This window comes from Ruegeria sp. SCP11 (assembly GCF_040329455.1).
GTDB classification, from domain to species: Bacteria; Pseudomonadota; Alphaproteobacteria; order Rhodobacterales; family Rhodobacteraceae; genus Ruegeria; species Ruegeria atlantica_E.
The window spans coordinates 1-13263 of the sequence record NZ_JBDZYG010000008.1 but is presented as its reverse complement, the minus strand read 5'-3'; the positions used below and the strand labels follow the sequence as shown (position 1 = coordinate 13263).

Here is a 13263-nt window from a genome sequence, read left to right as displayed (position 1 = left end):
ACTCGAGTATCGGTAGGACCGTATATACAAATTGGATTTTCTGATTGTATGCTTCGAGAAATGACCCAACACATTCGGAGGCCAGTCACGGGAGGTAAGCCTTGCTGAATATGACGATCCCAATACCATTGATACTCGTGGCGGCTCTGCCCGCTGTTCTAGATCGGTGTTCCGGTTCTGATACGAGTGTGGCTCTGGGTGTACTGGCGCGCGATCGCGTGGCTTTGACAGCAACGGCCAACGAAATCGTCGTGGATTTGCCGGTCGCTGAAGGAACCGTCGTCAAGGCAGGTGACACGCTGGTTCAACTCGACGCCACATTGCAGACCGCAAAGCTGAATCTGGCCCAGGCGGAACTTGAGAAAGCGCAAGCCACGCTCCTTAAGCTGCAGGTCGGGCCGCGAGAAGAAGAGATCGCGATTGCCGAGGCAAAGGTTGCCGGCGCCGTCGCGCGGTTGGCCGATGCCGAGGCCACTTATGACCGAAACGCCAGACTGGTTGAAAACTCCGTTGTGACCGAGGCGCAGGTTGCAAACGATCTGGCTTTGCGGGATTCCGCGCGGGCTGAATTGGCCAGCGCAAGGGAATCCCTTAAGGAACTGGAAAACGGCACCAGACCCGAAGATTTGGCCGTCGCCGAGGCCAATGTGAAAGCCGCAGAGGCTGCCGTCGAAGCAGAGCAAACCGTTCTGGATAATCTAACCGTTGTTGCCACCCGTGACGGTGTGTTGGATTCGCTGCCTTGGAACCTTGGGGAACGCGTTACTTCGGGAAGCCCTGTAGCAGTGATGGTCACCGGGCAGACCCCCTATGCCCGCGTCTATGTTCCGGAACCGCATCGCGTCAAACTAAAGCCTGGAGACAAGCTCGAAGTACGCATCGACGGGCTAGAAGACCCTCTGGATGGGGTCGTCCGATGGATCAGCGACGACGCGTCATTCACTCCCTATTATGGGTTGAACAAGGATGATCGGACCCGTCTTGTCTATCTGGCCGAGATCAATCTGCCAGCCGCATCCTCCGACTTGCCCGCTGGCGTTCCTGTGCAGGTCCCCATGCCATGAATGATGTCGTTGTCTCGACGCAGGGGCTAACCCGGCAGTTCGGGGATAATGTTGCGGTCAACAATCTGGACCTCGAGATCAGAACGGGCCAGATTTACGGCTTTCTCGGACCTAACGGCTGCGGCAAGACCACGACAATGCGTATGTTGACCGGGCTGCTGACCCCCAGCAGCGGGTCAATTTCGGTGCTGGGGCAGTCCATGCCCGAGGCGGCAGAGCCGTTGAAGAATGAGATCGGGTATATGACCCAGATCTTTTCGTACTATCGCGACCTGACAGTTTTGGAGAACCTCAGATTCGCGGCTGAAATCTACGGCATACCCGTAAAAACGGCCAAGGGTCGGATCGACGAGTTGCTGCACACCTATGACCTGACAACAAATGTCCATCAACTCAGCGGTAGCATGAGCGGAGGTCAGAGGCAAAAGCTGGCCCTCGCAGCCACCGTCATGCACCGCCCGAAACTTCTGTTCCTGGACGAACCGACATCCGCTGTGGACCCGGAAACCCGCCGGACATTCTGGGAGCAATTGTTTGATCTGGTCGATCAGGGCGCGACCATGATCGTGTCCACCCATTTCATGGACGAGGCGGAGCGGTGTCACCGACTGGCCATTCTTCAGCACGGTGTGAAAAAGGCGGACGGGTCTCCGCGTCAGTTGATGGATGATCTGCAGGCCGACGTCGTCGAGGTTGAAGGCCCGGACCTGCGGAAAGTCAAACATGAACTGGATGGCAAACCCAAGATCCTGTCGACCGCTCAAGTCGGCTCACGGCTGCGCGTGCTGGTGGACAAATCTGAACCTCAGCCCGAGGAAATGCTGCGCGCCCAGCTTGGTGCGTTCCAAGACCTGTCGCTAACGCCTCAACGGCCAAACCTCGAAGACGTGTTTGTCAGCGCGACACGGGGGCCGGAACAATGATCTCTCCACGCCGCATCGCTGCCGTCCTCAAAAAAGAACTGCTCCAGCTGCGGCGGGACAAGATGACCTTCGCCATGGTCATCATGATTCCTCTGATCCAGTTGCTGTTGTTTGGCTATGCGATCAACACCAACCTGCGCCATGTACCTGTCGCGCTTGTGGATGAGTCTCAAACGGAACTGTCCCGCACACTGGCGCAACTGGTTCAGGCCACGCAGGTCGTGACAATAACCGAAGAGCTTGCGACCCCGCAGCAGGCGGAACGCGCGATCACGGAATCCCGCGTACGCGCCGCTCTGATCATACCGCCCGATGTGGCCTACCGACTTGCGCGCAGCCCTTCCGTCGGGCTGGGTTTGCCCGACGCGACAGATCAGACAAGCAGTCGGCCTGTCGCACATTGGATCGTCGATGGCTCGGACACGATGGTCGCAAGCGCGATCAAGTCCCTGCGGACGATGCCTCTGACCGAACTTCTGAAACTGCCGCCGAACCGGCAGGTGCCCACATTCGAGGTGACGCTCTACTTCAATCCCGAACAGCGATCTGCGGTCAATATTGTTCCGGGTCTCGTTGGGGTCATCCTGACCATGACGATGATCCTGTTTACTTCGGCCGCCATTGTGCGGGAACGCGAGCGGGGCAATATGGAGATGCTGATCAACACCCCGATCAGGTCGATTGAATTGATGGTTGGGAAGATCATTCCTTACATCTTTCTTGGGCTTGTTCAGGTCGCGATCATTCTAGGCCTTGGGCACGTCCTGTTTGATGTCCCGATAAACGGAGGTTTGGGAACACTACTGGTGGTGACGCTGCTGTTCATCATCGCCAGCCTGTCGCTCGGATTAGTTATCTCAACCCTCGCTCAGAACCAGCTGCAGTCGATGCAAATGACCATTTTCGTCCTGCTGCCATCGATCTTGATGTCAGGGTTCATGTTCCCCTTTGATGGCATGCCACAACCCGTCCAGATCATCGCGCAGATCCTACCGGCAACCCACTTCATGGACATGATACGCGGCGTCGTTTTGCGCGATGCGTCACTCTATGAACTGCGCTGGGAAATCCTCTGGATGATTGGCTTTGCGGTTTTCGGGCTGCTGGCAGCTACGCTGAGATTCAAGAAGCGGCTGGGTTAGGACCAGCATACAAATCTGCTTTGAAAGCAAACGAGCGCTCAGCAATGGAAACATCCTCCAACTTGCGCCTCAGAGAATGTCCGCTTTTCTCCCAAAGGAAACCGGGCGCGCTACTGTCATTCGCATTGCCGAAATGGAGGCAGATATCTGAAAATTGAGCCTTACTTCTCTGCGGCTAAAAAGCGTGCATGTACACAAGGTAATAGCTGGAAGTATTATTCATCCGCGGGTGACACCGCCCGCTGATAAAGATGCCAAGTGGCGTGGCCAAGGATCGGCAGGGTGAAGATCAGGCCCAGAAATGCCGGAACCAGAGACAACAGCATAGTCACCGAAATGATCGCCGCCCAGGTGAGCATGACCACCGGGTTTTCCGAGACGACGCGAAGGGAGGTGAGCATTGCAGAAACGAAATTGGTTTCCCGGTCAAGCAGCATGGGCATGGCGATGACGGTCACCGAGAACAGGACAGCCGACAGAAATGCGCCGACACAGGTGCCAACAGCAAGGAAGGTCCAGCCCTGCGGCGTAAAGAAGACCGTGTGCAAAAATCCATCGAAATTCGAGAAGGAAGCATTCTGCAGGATAATCGCCAACCAAAGCCGAACCTGGTAAACCCACACCCAGAAAATGAACAGGGTGACAAAGGCCATCCAGCCCATTTCACGCTTGCGTTGATTGGCCATGACAGTGAGGATTTCCGACCAGCCGAAGGGTTCTCCCTTCTGCAACCGGCGAGACATCTCATAAAGCCCGGCGGCGGCAAAAGGAGCGACCAGCGGAAAGCCCACAATGGCGGGAATGATCATCCAGATCTTGCCGAGCCAGACCAAAACCCAAACCAAAAGAATTCCGAAAACGGCGTAGAACAGGCCGAAGAAGCCGCTCATGAAGGGGCGCGCCAGAAAATCGGAAAACCCGGCCTGCAGCGAAGCCTTAATATCGCCCGCAGTCACTTTATTGACCTTGGGCACAGCCTGCTGCTGCGGCGTCAGTTTGTCCGGTGGCGTAGAACCTGCGGTTTTGGATGTCATGGCACCCTCCTCCACCTACAAGTTTGCATCAGTGGATGTACAAGAGCAAGTGGAGAGTATGGCGGCAGCCAGACCAGCATTTCTGCCAATAGAGGCAAGGAAATTCAGCGCCCGCGTTATGAATCTGACTGACCCTAACAATCGGTACAGCGGTAGTAGCGTTTTGTTAGAAACAAAGTCGCGGTTGGCTACGTCTTTGAGTTACCCGTCTTTTCGTTGACGATCTCAAGTATTCTGTTTCGTTGAATTTTTCCGGATGGCCCCTTTGGAAGATCCGGCAAAATATGAACTTCATCGGGGGACTTGAAACGGCCCAGTTGCGCTTCGCAAAGCTTCGACAAGCCAAGCGGCGTCAACTCAGAACCTTCTCGAATTTTAACAGCCGCCTCGACAGTTTCACCGTAGCTGTCGCAGGGGCGTGCGAAAGCTGCGGCTTCAACAACATCGGGATGAGAATAAAGTGCCTCGTCTATCTCGCGCGGGGCAATGTTTTCACCTCCCTTAATGATTAGCTCCTTCAGCCGACCCGTTACAAAAACGTACCCGTCCTTATCCATCCGGGCGAGGTCACCGGTTCGCAGCCACCCATCAGAACTGAAAGTGCCTTCAGTTGCATCGGGGTCTTTGAGGTACTCCAGCATCACATTTGGTCCGCGAATGACCAATTCACCTTCCGTCCCGTGCGGCACAGGTTGAAGGTTCGCGTCGAAGACTGCCGCTTCGTTCCCGTATGCGATGCCCGGAGAGCCAATCTTGCGAACGCCGGGCGGCAGAGGATTGGACAGAATTTGCGCGGCGGTTTCGGTCAGCCCCATGGTTTCCACGATCGGGATTTCGAAGCGGTCTTCAAAGGCCCGTTGTACGTCTGGTGCCAACGCTGAAGACGCAGAACGACCGAAACGCACACGCTGGCGAACTTGCGCGTCCGGCTCTGTGTTCGAGTGCAGCAAGTGCGAAATGATGGTAGGCACGACGGAAAACCACGTAGCCTCGACTCCTCCCAAATTGCCCCAGAACCGGCTGGCCGAAAACCGTTCGCACATGGCCAAAGATCCGCCTGACACAAGCGTTCCCATAACTGTCACACACAGCCCGTTGATGTGGTAGATCGGCAATACGCAAAACCCGCGATCAACTTCGGACAACTCATGAGCAACGGCAGTGGTCCAACCGCCTGCCAGCAGGCTGGAATGTGTGTGAACCACACCCTTGGGGCGCCCGGTCGTTCCGGATGTATACATCAACAGAGCATGACTGTCGGACGAGATGCTGTGCAGGTTACCACCTGCATCGAAGGCATCGGCAACTTGCAACTGCGTAATCCCGGAGGAATCTGATGTTCGTTCGAACAGCTCCGTCTGCCCAGGATGCACAAAGCCATAGCGTGCGCCGCTGTGGTCCAGCGCATAGGCGACGGCGTTGTCACCGGCGACAAGGTTAATCATCGTCGCCCGAAAACCGCCGTAGAGAACGCCGAAGAGGACCTCAAGCGCTTCACGGCAATTGGGGTAGAGGATCGCAATGCTTTCGCCTTTGGCGACACCCAATCCAGTTAGCATGACCGCAATATGGCGGGCTGTTTCGCGCAATTCACTCCAGCTTAAATCCGGTGCCCCATCCGGGAAGACAAAACCGGTTCCTCCCTGGCTTGCTCTGTAGTCCAACCAATCGCGGACGGTTCCTTTGGGCGGCTCCATCATTGGCCGAACTCCGACCAATAGTCGCCGAAAATCTCTTCCAACCCGGGCTCTCGCGGAGGTGTTTCACGTACGATCTTGGTTGTCTGAACGAAATGCCGCCAATGCAGGTTGGTGTCGATGGAATTTCCACCCCAGCTGCCGCAGCCCATCGAAAGAGAAAAGGGCATGCCATTCGTGAAGCTGCCTCCAGTCGCAAAGGTATGCGCCTGGTTTACGATGACCCGGCAAGTGGGCAGGTCACGTCCCAACCCGATCGCCCGTGCATCGTCATCAGTATGGATGCCAACCGAATGCCCGGCCCCCTGATGTTCCAGAATGCGAGTGGCAATTGCCTTGGCGTCTTCAAAATCTGCTGCGCGATATAGCGCCAAAACCCGGCTGAGTTTTTCGCCGGATAACGGATGATCCGGGCCTATGCCTTTGGTTTCCACCGCCAGAAACTTGGTCTCTTCGGGTACTTTACCCGCCATCCCCAAGGCTCCGAGCATTTTGTCGGCGTCCTGTGCTATGGCCGAACGGTTGAGATGACCATCGGGCCAAAGCCGCGCGACGATATCATTTGCCTCGGACGATGGCACCAGTGCACCGCCCTCGACAGCCATTGCGGCGACGAACGCGTTGTAAACCGCTTCCACCACAACTAACGCATTTTCAGAAGAGCAAGACGTCGCGTTGTCAAAACATTTCGAGGCTGCGATCTTGGCGGCGGCGGCATGCAGATCGGCGGTTTCGTCCACAATCACTGTGACATTGCCAGCACCAACCGCCACAGCTGACGTACCGCAGGACTGCGCACGCTGAACGTTGTTTTGACTGCCGGTGCAGATCACCCGATCCACAGTTTCCATCAACCGTTGTGTCTTGGCCTTGGAACCCGGCGCGGGGATCATCTGGACCAGATCGCGATCCAGCCCCAGCTTGTCGAATTCCGAGTGGATGTAACCGATCAGCATCTCGCAGGATGCCACACCTTTGGGTGACGGTGCCACCACGATGGAGTTGCCGCTTTTGAGCGCATTGATGATGTTGTTTGCGGGCGTTGCAGCAGGGTTGGTCGACGGCACAACTGCGCCGATCACGCCGATAGGTCGGGCAATTTCGGTAATACCGGTCGTCGGGTCGTCACTGATGATGCCATGGGTTTTTGCTTCAGCGATATCTCGCAAAAGGCCCAGGGTCTTGCGGTGGTTTTTTATGATCTTGTCGGGCACATTGCCCAGCCCGGTTGTTTCAACGGCGGTCTCAGCCAGTGCCCGATTGCGTGTTGGCTCCATGATGGCCCAGCCCACCGCCAGCGCCGCTTTGTCATAAAGCGCCTGACTGCCTCGATTTTCATATGCTGTCTGGGCCGTACGCGCTCTTGCCACGATACGATCTACTTCAGCGATTTCGGGGGAAATCCCGTCCTGAGCGTTCATCTTGGTCCTCGATTGTTTGTTCGGGGCGGGCTTGCTCCGCCCCGCATGGATCGGCTGGATCAGAGACCGGCCAGCAACTCGTTCAGTGTCTGCTGACGCTGTCCCCACATCTCGATCACTTCGTCACGTGTCATGATGTGCATAGGGGAACCTCCGGCCTCCATCTTTTTGGCAACACGGTCGTTGGCAAACATCTCTGGAACCGCTGCAGCCAGCTTCTCGATCACCTCAGGCGGCGTGCCTTTGGGCACCATCACGCCCCGGAAATTGACCGATGAATTATCGACGTCCAGCCCCTGCTCCATCATCGTCGGCACGTCCGGCAAGAACGCGTTACGCTCCAGATCTGCGACACCAAGGATTTTGACGTTGCCCGCCTCTTGTGCACGGAACGCATCCGACAGGTTGTTGATACCGCCCATGACTTCACCAGCGATAACGGCTTTCATGGCCGCGGCTCCGCCGCCCTTGGTCGGGATGTAGGCCATCTTGGTTCCCGCTGCCTTGTCGATCTGCAGGGCTGCAATGTGGTGGCCCACAAACAGGCCCGCTCCAGATACCGTCAGCTTGCCGGGATTTTCCTTGGCATAAGCAACCACATCTTCCATCGAATTGAACTCGCTGTCGGCACCGACAACGAAGACCGCCGGGTCAGCGCCCCAGTTTGCGATGGGTTCAAAGCTGTCGGTCGAATATTCCACTCCGCCCTTGATCGATTGGGCGATGAAATGCGGCACGTTATAGGCTGCCAGTGTGTAGCCATCCGGGTCGGCCTGAGTGGCAAACCAATTCCAGCCCACGCGTCCGCCTGCCCCCGGCTTATTGATGATAGCGATGGGCATTCCCAGCGCATCCTCGTTACCTGACGTCATGGTGACAATCCGTGCCTGAAAGTCGGTCGCACCACCTGCGCCATAGCTGACCATCATCATGATTGGTCGTTCTGGATATTCATCGGCCATCGCCGCGCCTGTCAGGCTCATAAGGGCTAATGCCCAGCCAGCAATTATTCGTTTCATTTTCTTTTCCTCCTTATTTTTTTCAATCTGCATCTCGTGCGGTCAGAACAGAATTTCCCTTGGTGTGTATACGTTCAGAAGCATGGCAAAGAGTCCGTACATCACCGCCACAAAGAGCGCCGTGATGACACCGCGCTTGACCCAGGTTTTGGCTTCGGAATGTGGGGCTGGATCATAGCTCGACAGCAAGATGAAAAAGGCGATGGTTGTTGCGGTGTAGAAGCCCAGTGACTTGGCCGCCCAAAAAACGTAGATCAACGTTATGATCAGCCCCGGCAGCATGTTTATGAACATCGTGCGTGTCACACCGTTCCCGACCTTGGACATTCCCATAACCGCCTTGCCAAAGGTCCAGCCTGCCAGAACCACAAAAACCGTTGCGATCAGGCGCGGGAACAGGAACGCTTCGACCGGTTGCTGGGTATAGCTGACCCAGGTCACCCAAAGGCCGACAGCAAAGACCAGACCGGACCCGAATATGTGCTGCGAGCGGTTCATGCCTGCGCCTCCTCTTTGGTGGTGTAGCGACGGTGGCGCAGTTCCATCCAAACCGAGTATGCGATTGAGGCCAGCACCACCGCGATCAGCAGCAGGTTCAATCCTCCGGTCAGGAAATACGAGGCTTTGCCTACGGTCGCGTCCGCAATCATCCCGCCTTGAATGAAGTTGGCTTCAGCGATGGGTCCAAGGATCAACCCCAACACAAGTGGTGCTGCCGAGAACCCAAAACGCTCAAGGAAGAACATACCGATACCAAGGCATGCCATGACATAGACATCGCCCATCGAACCTTGCACCGAATAGGCCCCGAAGACCGACAGCGCCAGAACGATGGCAGCCATAACCGACTGAGGAACCTGTGCGACTCGGGCAGCCAGACCGGCTACATAGAGGCCAAAGATGCACATCAGGACTTGTCCGATCAGCATCGAGTTGATGAAGGTCCAGGCCACGTCGGGATGGTTGTCAAACAGGTCTGATCCCGGGAAAATTCCGTGGATCAGCAACCCGCCCAGCAGAACGGCGGCGGTTGGGCTACCCGGGATCGACAAGGTCAGCAATGGCACCAAGGACGGGCCGACCATCGCGTTATTGGCGGATTCCGCGGCGATTACGCCTTCGGAGTGTCCCGTGCCAAACTTGTCTTTCTCGGCTGAGAACTTTTTGGTCTGGTCATAGGCAACCAGCCCGGCGATCTGTCCGCCAACGCCTGGGATCAGGCCGATAATCGAACCGGTTAGCGTACCGATACTAAGTGCGCGGGTTCGTGAGAACAGTTCGCGGAACGCAGCCAGGATCGAATGACGTTGCACTTCGATGACTTCAGCGCCTGTGTTATGGCGACCTTTTGCGAACATCGTCAGAACCTGAGGGATCGCGAACAGGCCTATCAGTGCGGCAATGATGTTGATGCCTCCGCCCAATGCGGGATGAAAGATGAAGCGTTGCGCCCCCATGATGTCGTCAAATCCAATGGTCGCCAGCCACAATCCGATACAACCCGAAAGCAGACCTTTAACCACTGAGGCGGAATCGAGCGTCCCGATCACCGTCACCCCTAGAATGGCCAGCCAGAACAAGTGCGAAGGACCGAATGCCAACGCCCATTGGGCCAGAACTGGCGTCAGAAAGATCAGCAGGAGCACGCCAAAGATGCCACCCACGGCCGAGGCCAAAAACGACAATTGCAGCGCCCTGGCGCCCTGACCCTGCTTGGCCATGGTGTGCCCGTCCAACGTCGTCGCGATATTGGCTGGAGCGCCAGGGATCTTGAGCAAAATGGCGCTAACCGCACCGCCCGCCACTGTTGAAGTGTATGCGGCACCCAGCAGGATCAGCCCCTGCGCCGCTTCAAGTTGGAAGGTGAACGGTATCAGAAGGGCGACGGCCATGGTGGGCGACAAACCCGGTGTCGCGCCCAGGATCAGCCCCCCAATCGTGCCACCCAACAGCAGCAGAAACGACAACGGCGTGAATACGTCTCCGAAGTAATAAATGAAGTCCATTCAGGGCCTCCCAACCCGCTGGTTCACACTTTTACTTTTGTTGACAAATCAGGGTAGGCAATGAAAATAGTATTGCAAATGTTTTCATAAATTCGACCACGTGGGAGAATATTATGGCTAATTTTCAAAAGGGTAAGGTAGATATCGTGGCGGTTGCAAAGGCCGCAAAAGTGTCGCCATCCACAGTTTCCCGCACCTTCAATCACCCGAATTTGGTCAGCCCCGCGACTCGGAAAAAGATTAATCGAGCGGTGCAAAGGTTGGGCTATATCCGAAACCGTGCTGCGCAGACGATGCATGGTAAGCGATCAGGCACCATCGGTCTCGTGGTCCCGACGATCAACCACGCAATTTTTGCCGAGGTCATTCAGGCCTTTTCAGATTCAATCGATAAAGCGGGGTTCAGCCTGTTGCTCGCTTCACATGGTTACGATCTCGATCGGGAATACGCGATGGTTCGCAAGTTTCTCGAGCATCGTGTGGACGGAGTGGCGCTGGTTGGACTAGAGCATTCTGACGCTACCGCCCGTCTGATCGAACAGCAGAAAATACCTGCGCTTGCCATATGGAATTACTCGGAGGATTCCCTTCTACCGTGTGTCGGAGCTGACAATCGCATGGCCGGGCGTCTTGCAGCAGAGCACCTGCTGGCCTTGGATCACCGTGACATTGGGCTGATCTTCCCCAAAACCACTGGCAATGACCGCGCACAAAATCGGCTTTCTGCTGTGCGTGATGCATTCACAGAAATTGGTATTTCGGTTCCGAGTGAGCATGAGTCGGAAGCTCCATATAGCGTCTCTCAAGCTAAGCAAGCGGCCATATCCCTTTTGACTGAACGATCTCGTCCAACGGCGCTGCTGTGCGGAAATGACGTCATTGCTCAGGGTGCGTTGTTTGCCGCCCAGAGCCTCGGTTTGAAAGTTCCCGATGACCTGTCAATTATCGGCATTGGGGATTTCAAAGGATCCGCGGATGTTGAACCGGGACTCACCACCATTCGCATCCCCGCAGAAACCATCGGAAACCTCGCTGGCGAAAAGTTCACTGACTACATTGTCTCAGACGATCCGGAACCCTTTAGAATCTGCTGCGAATTGGAGCAAATCGTTAGAGGAACAACAGCTCCGGCGTCGGATTATTAGGGCCAGGACCCATCAATACCCACCTGACAGTGTGTTTCATCGTTCGAGAACCGAGCGATTACATGTCTGATCTTTATTGCTGAGTGATGCGCAGATAACGCAGATCAATAGGAGCGAAAATGCAGGGATACGCCAGGACACCAGTGACAACTCACTCGTCCTGCAGGAAGATACCAGCTGCAACGGCGAAACCGGCCATGCGTGTGACACCGTTTCTATATTGAATTTCGCGGAAAATCACGGCTTCTTACGGATCTGAAAAAAGGTTGTGCTAGATTTCTTCACGTTTTCCAGCACAACCAAGTAGCGGAATTGTAGGTTGAAGATGGCTGTCTGCCTGTATTGGTCCAAGCATCGCGCTGTTTGTTACAGACACGAATTACATTCGGTCGGTCAGTGGTTTTTCCGAGACATTCCAAGTTGAGCCGAAGAAGAGTTGGAAGTGGCGTTTTGAAAGTCGTGATCCATCAGGGTTTTCACAAAACCGGGACAACAACGCTGCAGAGGACGCTTTCCAGAAACCAGAATGTCTTGAAGGATCGGGTGAATGTGCTTTTGCCGCGAGACCTAAAGGATGCCGGCTTCTCAGCGCGGCGCTACGCCGTAGCACCCAAAGATCGCACCCTTCAAAATTTTGGCAAAAAGCTTCGAAGTGCTCTCAAGCCTTTTGAGGGGTGCACCGACAAACCATTGTTAATTAGCAATGAAGAGTTTTCCGGCCTGATTCCGGGGCGCAAAGGGATGTGGTCGTATTCTCAAACCCATGTCCTCGCTCAGGCCATATTGGATCAAATTTGCCAACTTGCAGGTGAGCAAGTTCAAACCACCCTCCTGTTCACCACCAGGGACGCTGCTGAATGGATAAGAAGCACTTATTGGCAAAACCTTCGTTCAAACAGAATCCTGGAAGACCTTCCAGAATATAGCAAAGCCCTTCAACATGGCGCGAATCTCGATGCGGTCGTGCAGCGAGTTCAAGAAACAGTTTCATCACGCGCCGACGTTTTATCTATAAATGTTTCGGATATTGACGACCGCTTGTTGCCGCTCACCCGAGCACTTTCTATTTTAAACGTGAGGTCTGATGACTTAGTTGCCATAGAAGATCAGAACGTTCAGCCAAACGGAAGTGCCGAATATTTCCTTGAGTTGAACCGATCAGGTATGACTGATGAGGAAGTTGCCGCAGCAAAACGTGCGCATTTGGATGATTTGAAGGCAACAAAGACCAACTCGCCAAAACGCAACGGCCATCGGGAGCGTCCAGATAATCATTCGCCGAAAGGAATGAAGCAGTGTTGTGGGATTTTCAATGTTGCCCGACTGCCCAGGAATTAGGCAGGGAATTCTTAATTTAAGCTGCTGATCTTTTTATTTCCTACCAACATTGCCACTCCTTTTGTGCGGTGTGTGGAACGTCAGGAACTTTTGACTCTTTTGGCAGCCAAAACTTCAGGAAAAAGGAAATCACGTCATTTAATTCTGACCCAAGCCCAGCACGTCCGATGCTGCGCCTCACCTAGACCGCGGGGGAACGTAGAAAGCTGGCATTTGAACTGCAACGACGGCCCTAAGCGGACTTCTATTGAAGGCAAGAACGATGCGCTGCAACTCTCCAAAAGCGGACGTTGCAAGAAGCCGCGCATTTCGACCGGAACCCACACTTATTCTGCGAACATCGCTACCGTTGACTTGCTAAGACAGACTGGCAACCGCGCCGACAAATTCGATCCACCATTCGCGATCCACAAACCCATAATGTCCTGCGCCCGCCCACTCGTGCGCTGCACAGTTGGGAAGCTCAGAGCAAAG

General features: G+C 55.1%; 11 protein-coding genes. 5 read left to right on the top strand and 6 right to left on the bottom strand.

Annotation, left to right across the window (positions count from 1 at the left end):
* Positions 1-110 precede the first annotated feature (110 nt).
* Genes ABLN94_RS13490 through ABLN94_RS13480 form a run of 3 tightly spaced genes read left to right on the top strand, consistent with a single transcriptional unit; the run spans position 111 to position 3129 of the window.
* Positions 111-1064 carry an HlyD family secretion protein gene (locus ABLN94_RS13490; RefSeq protein ID WP_352993483.1) on the top strand — a complete coding sequence of 318 codons (954 nt, stop codon included), beginning with the start codon at positions 111-113 and terminating at the stop codon, positions 1062-1064.
* The gene (locus ABLN94_RS13485) at positions 1061-1987 is read left to right on the top strand and encodes an ABC transporter ATP-binding protein (protein WP_352993104.1); all 927 of its coding nucleotides are present in this window, start codon (positions 1061-1063) and stop codon (positions 1985-1987) included. The genes ABLN94_RS13490 and ABLN94_RS13485 overlap by 4 nt, the downstream gene beginning before the upstream one ends.
* Entirely contained in the window at positions 1984-3129 is a 1146-nt protein-coding gene (locus ABLN94_RS13480; RefSeq protein WP_352993103.1) for an ABC transporter permease, read from the top strand. Before ABLN94_RS13485 ends, ABLN94_RS13480 begins: the two co-directional genes overlap by 4 nt.
* A 215-nt stretch (positions 3130-3344) precedes the next feature.
* Here the strand turns inward: ABLN94_RS13480 and ABLN94_RS13475 are convergent, their stop codons facing one another.
* The 6 genes from ABLN94_RS13475 to ABLN94_RS13450 form a co-directional block, all read right to left on the bottom strand.
* On the bottom strand, positions 3345-4163 hold the full coding sequence (locus tag ABLN94_RS13475) for a DUF2189 domain-containing protein (RefSeq protein ID WP_352993102.1): 819 nt from the start codon (positions 4161-4163) through the stop codon (positions 3345-3347).
* A gap of 188 nt (positions 4164-4351) precedes the next feature.
* Entirely contained in the window at positions 4352-5863 is a 1512-nt protein-coding gene (locus tag ABLN94_RS13470; RefSeq protein WP_352993101.1) for a class I adenylate-forming enzyme family protein, read from the bottom strand.
* On the bottom strand, positions 5860-7281 hold the full coding sequence (gene sauS, locus ABLN94_RS13465; protein WP_352993099.1) for an acylating sulfoacetaldehyde dehydrogenase: 1422 nt from the start codon (positions 7279-7281) through the stop codon (positions 5860-5862). Before sauS ends, ABLN94_RS13470 begins: the two co-directional genes overlap by 4 nt.
* 59 nt (positions 7282-7340) lie before the next feature.
* Positions 7341-8300: a Bug family tripartite tricarboxylate transporter substrate binding protein gene (locus tag ABLN94_RS13460; RefSeq protein ID WP_352993097.1), complete on the bottom strand. Its 960-nt coding sequence runs from the start codon at positions 8298-8300 to the stop codon at positions 7341-7343.
* Positions 8301-8342: 42 nt separating this feature from the next.
* A complete protein-coding gene (locus ABLN94_RS13455) occupies positions 8343-8798 on the bottom strand; it encodes a tripartite tricarboxylate transporter TctB family protein (RefSeq protein ID WP_352993095.1) in 456 nt (151 codons plus the stop codon).
* Positions 8795-10306: a tripartite tricarboxylate transporter permease gene (locus ABLN94_RS13450; protein ID WP_352993093.1), complete on the bottom strand. Its 1512-nt coding sequence runs from the start codon at positions 10304-10306 to the stop codon at positions 8795-8797. The genes ABLN94_RS13455 and ABLN94_RS13450 overlap by 4 nt, the downstream gene beginning before the upstream one ends.
* 113 nt (positions 10307-10419) lie before the next feature.
* On the opposite strand from ABLN94_RS13450, the gene ABLN94_RS13445 reads away from it, so the two are divergent.
* Together ABLN94_RS13445 and ABLN94_RS13440 are read left to right on the top strand one after the other, a co-directional pair.
* The gene (locus tag ABLN94_RS13445; protein ID WP_352993091.1) at positions 10420-11451 is read left to right on the top strand and encodes a LacI family DNA-binding transcriptional regulator; all 1032 of its coding nucleotides are present in this window, start codon (positions 10420-10422) and stop codon (positions 11449-11451) included.
* Between the two features lie 450 nt (positions 11452-11901).
* Positions 11902-12789 carry a hypothetical protein gene (locus tag ABLN94_RS13440; protein ID WP_352993089.1) on the top strand — a complete coding sequence of 296 codons (888 nt, stop codon included), beginning with the start codon at positions 11902-11904 and terminating at the stop codon, positions 12787-12789.
* Positions 12790-13263: the final 474 nt, after the last annotated feature.

Excerpts from the sequence above, each read along its gene's own strand:
- ABLN94_RS13490 (WP_352993483.1), top strand. The coding sequence starts at position 111 with ATGACGATCCCAATACCATTGATACTCGTGGCGGCTCTGCCCGCTGTT.
- ABLN94_RS13485 (WP_352993104.1), top strand. The coding sequence starts at position 1,061 with ATGAATGATGTCGTTGTCTCGACGCAGGGGCTAACCCGGCAGTTCGGG.
- ABLN94_RS13480 (WP_352993103.1), top strand. The coding sequence starts at position 1,984 with ATGATCTCTCCACGCCGCATCGCTGCCGTCCTCAAAAAAGAACTGCTC.
- ABLN94_RS13475 (WP_352993102.1), bottom strand. The coding sequence starts at position 4,163 with ATGACATCCAAAACCGCAGGTTCTACGCCACCGGACAAACTGACGCCG.
- ABLN94_RS13470 (WP_352993101.1), bottom strand. The coding sequence starts at position 5,863 with ATGATGGAGCCGCCCAAAGGAACCGTCCGCGATTGGTTGGACTACAGA.
- sauS (WP_352993099.1), bottom strand. The coding sequence starts at position 7,281 with ATGAACGCTCAGGACGGGATTTCCCCCGAAATCGCTGAAGTAGATCGT.
- ABLN94_RS13460 (WP_352993097.1), bottom strand. The coding sequence starts at position 8,300 with ATGAAACGAATAATTGCTGGCTGGGCATTAGCCCTTATGAGCCTGACA.
- ABLN94_RS13455 (WP_352993095.1), bottom strand. The coding sequence starts at position 8,798 with ATGAACCGCTCGCAGCACATATTCGGGTCCGGTCTGGTCTTTGCTGTC.
- ABLN94_RS13450 (WP_352993093.1), bottom strand. The coding sequence starts at position 10,306 with ATGGACTTCATTTATTACTTCGGAGACGTATTCACGCCGTTGTCGTTT.
- ABLN94_RS13445 (WP_352993091.1), top strand. The coding sequence starts at position 10,420 with ATGGCTAATTTTCAAAAGGGTAAGGTAGATATCGTGGCGGTTGCAAAG.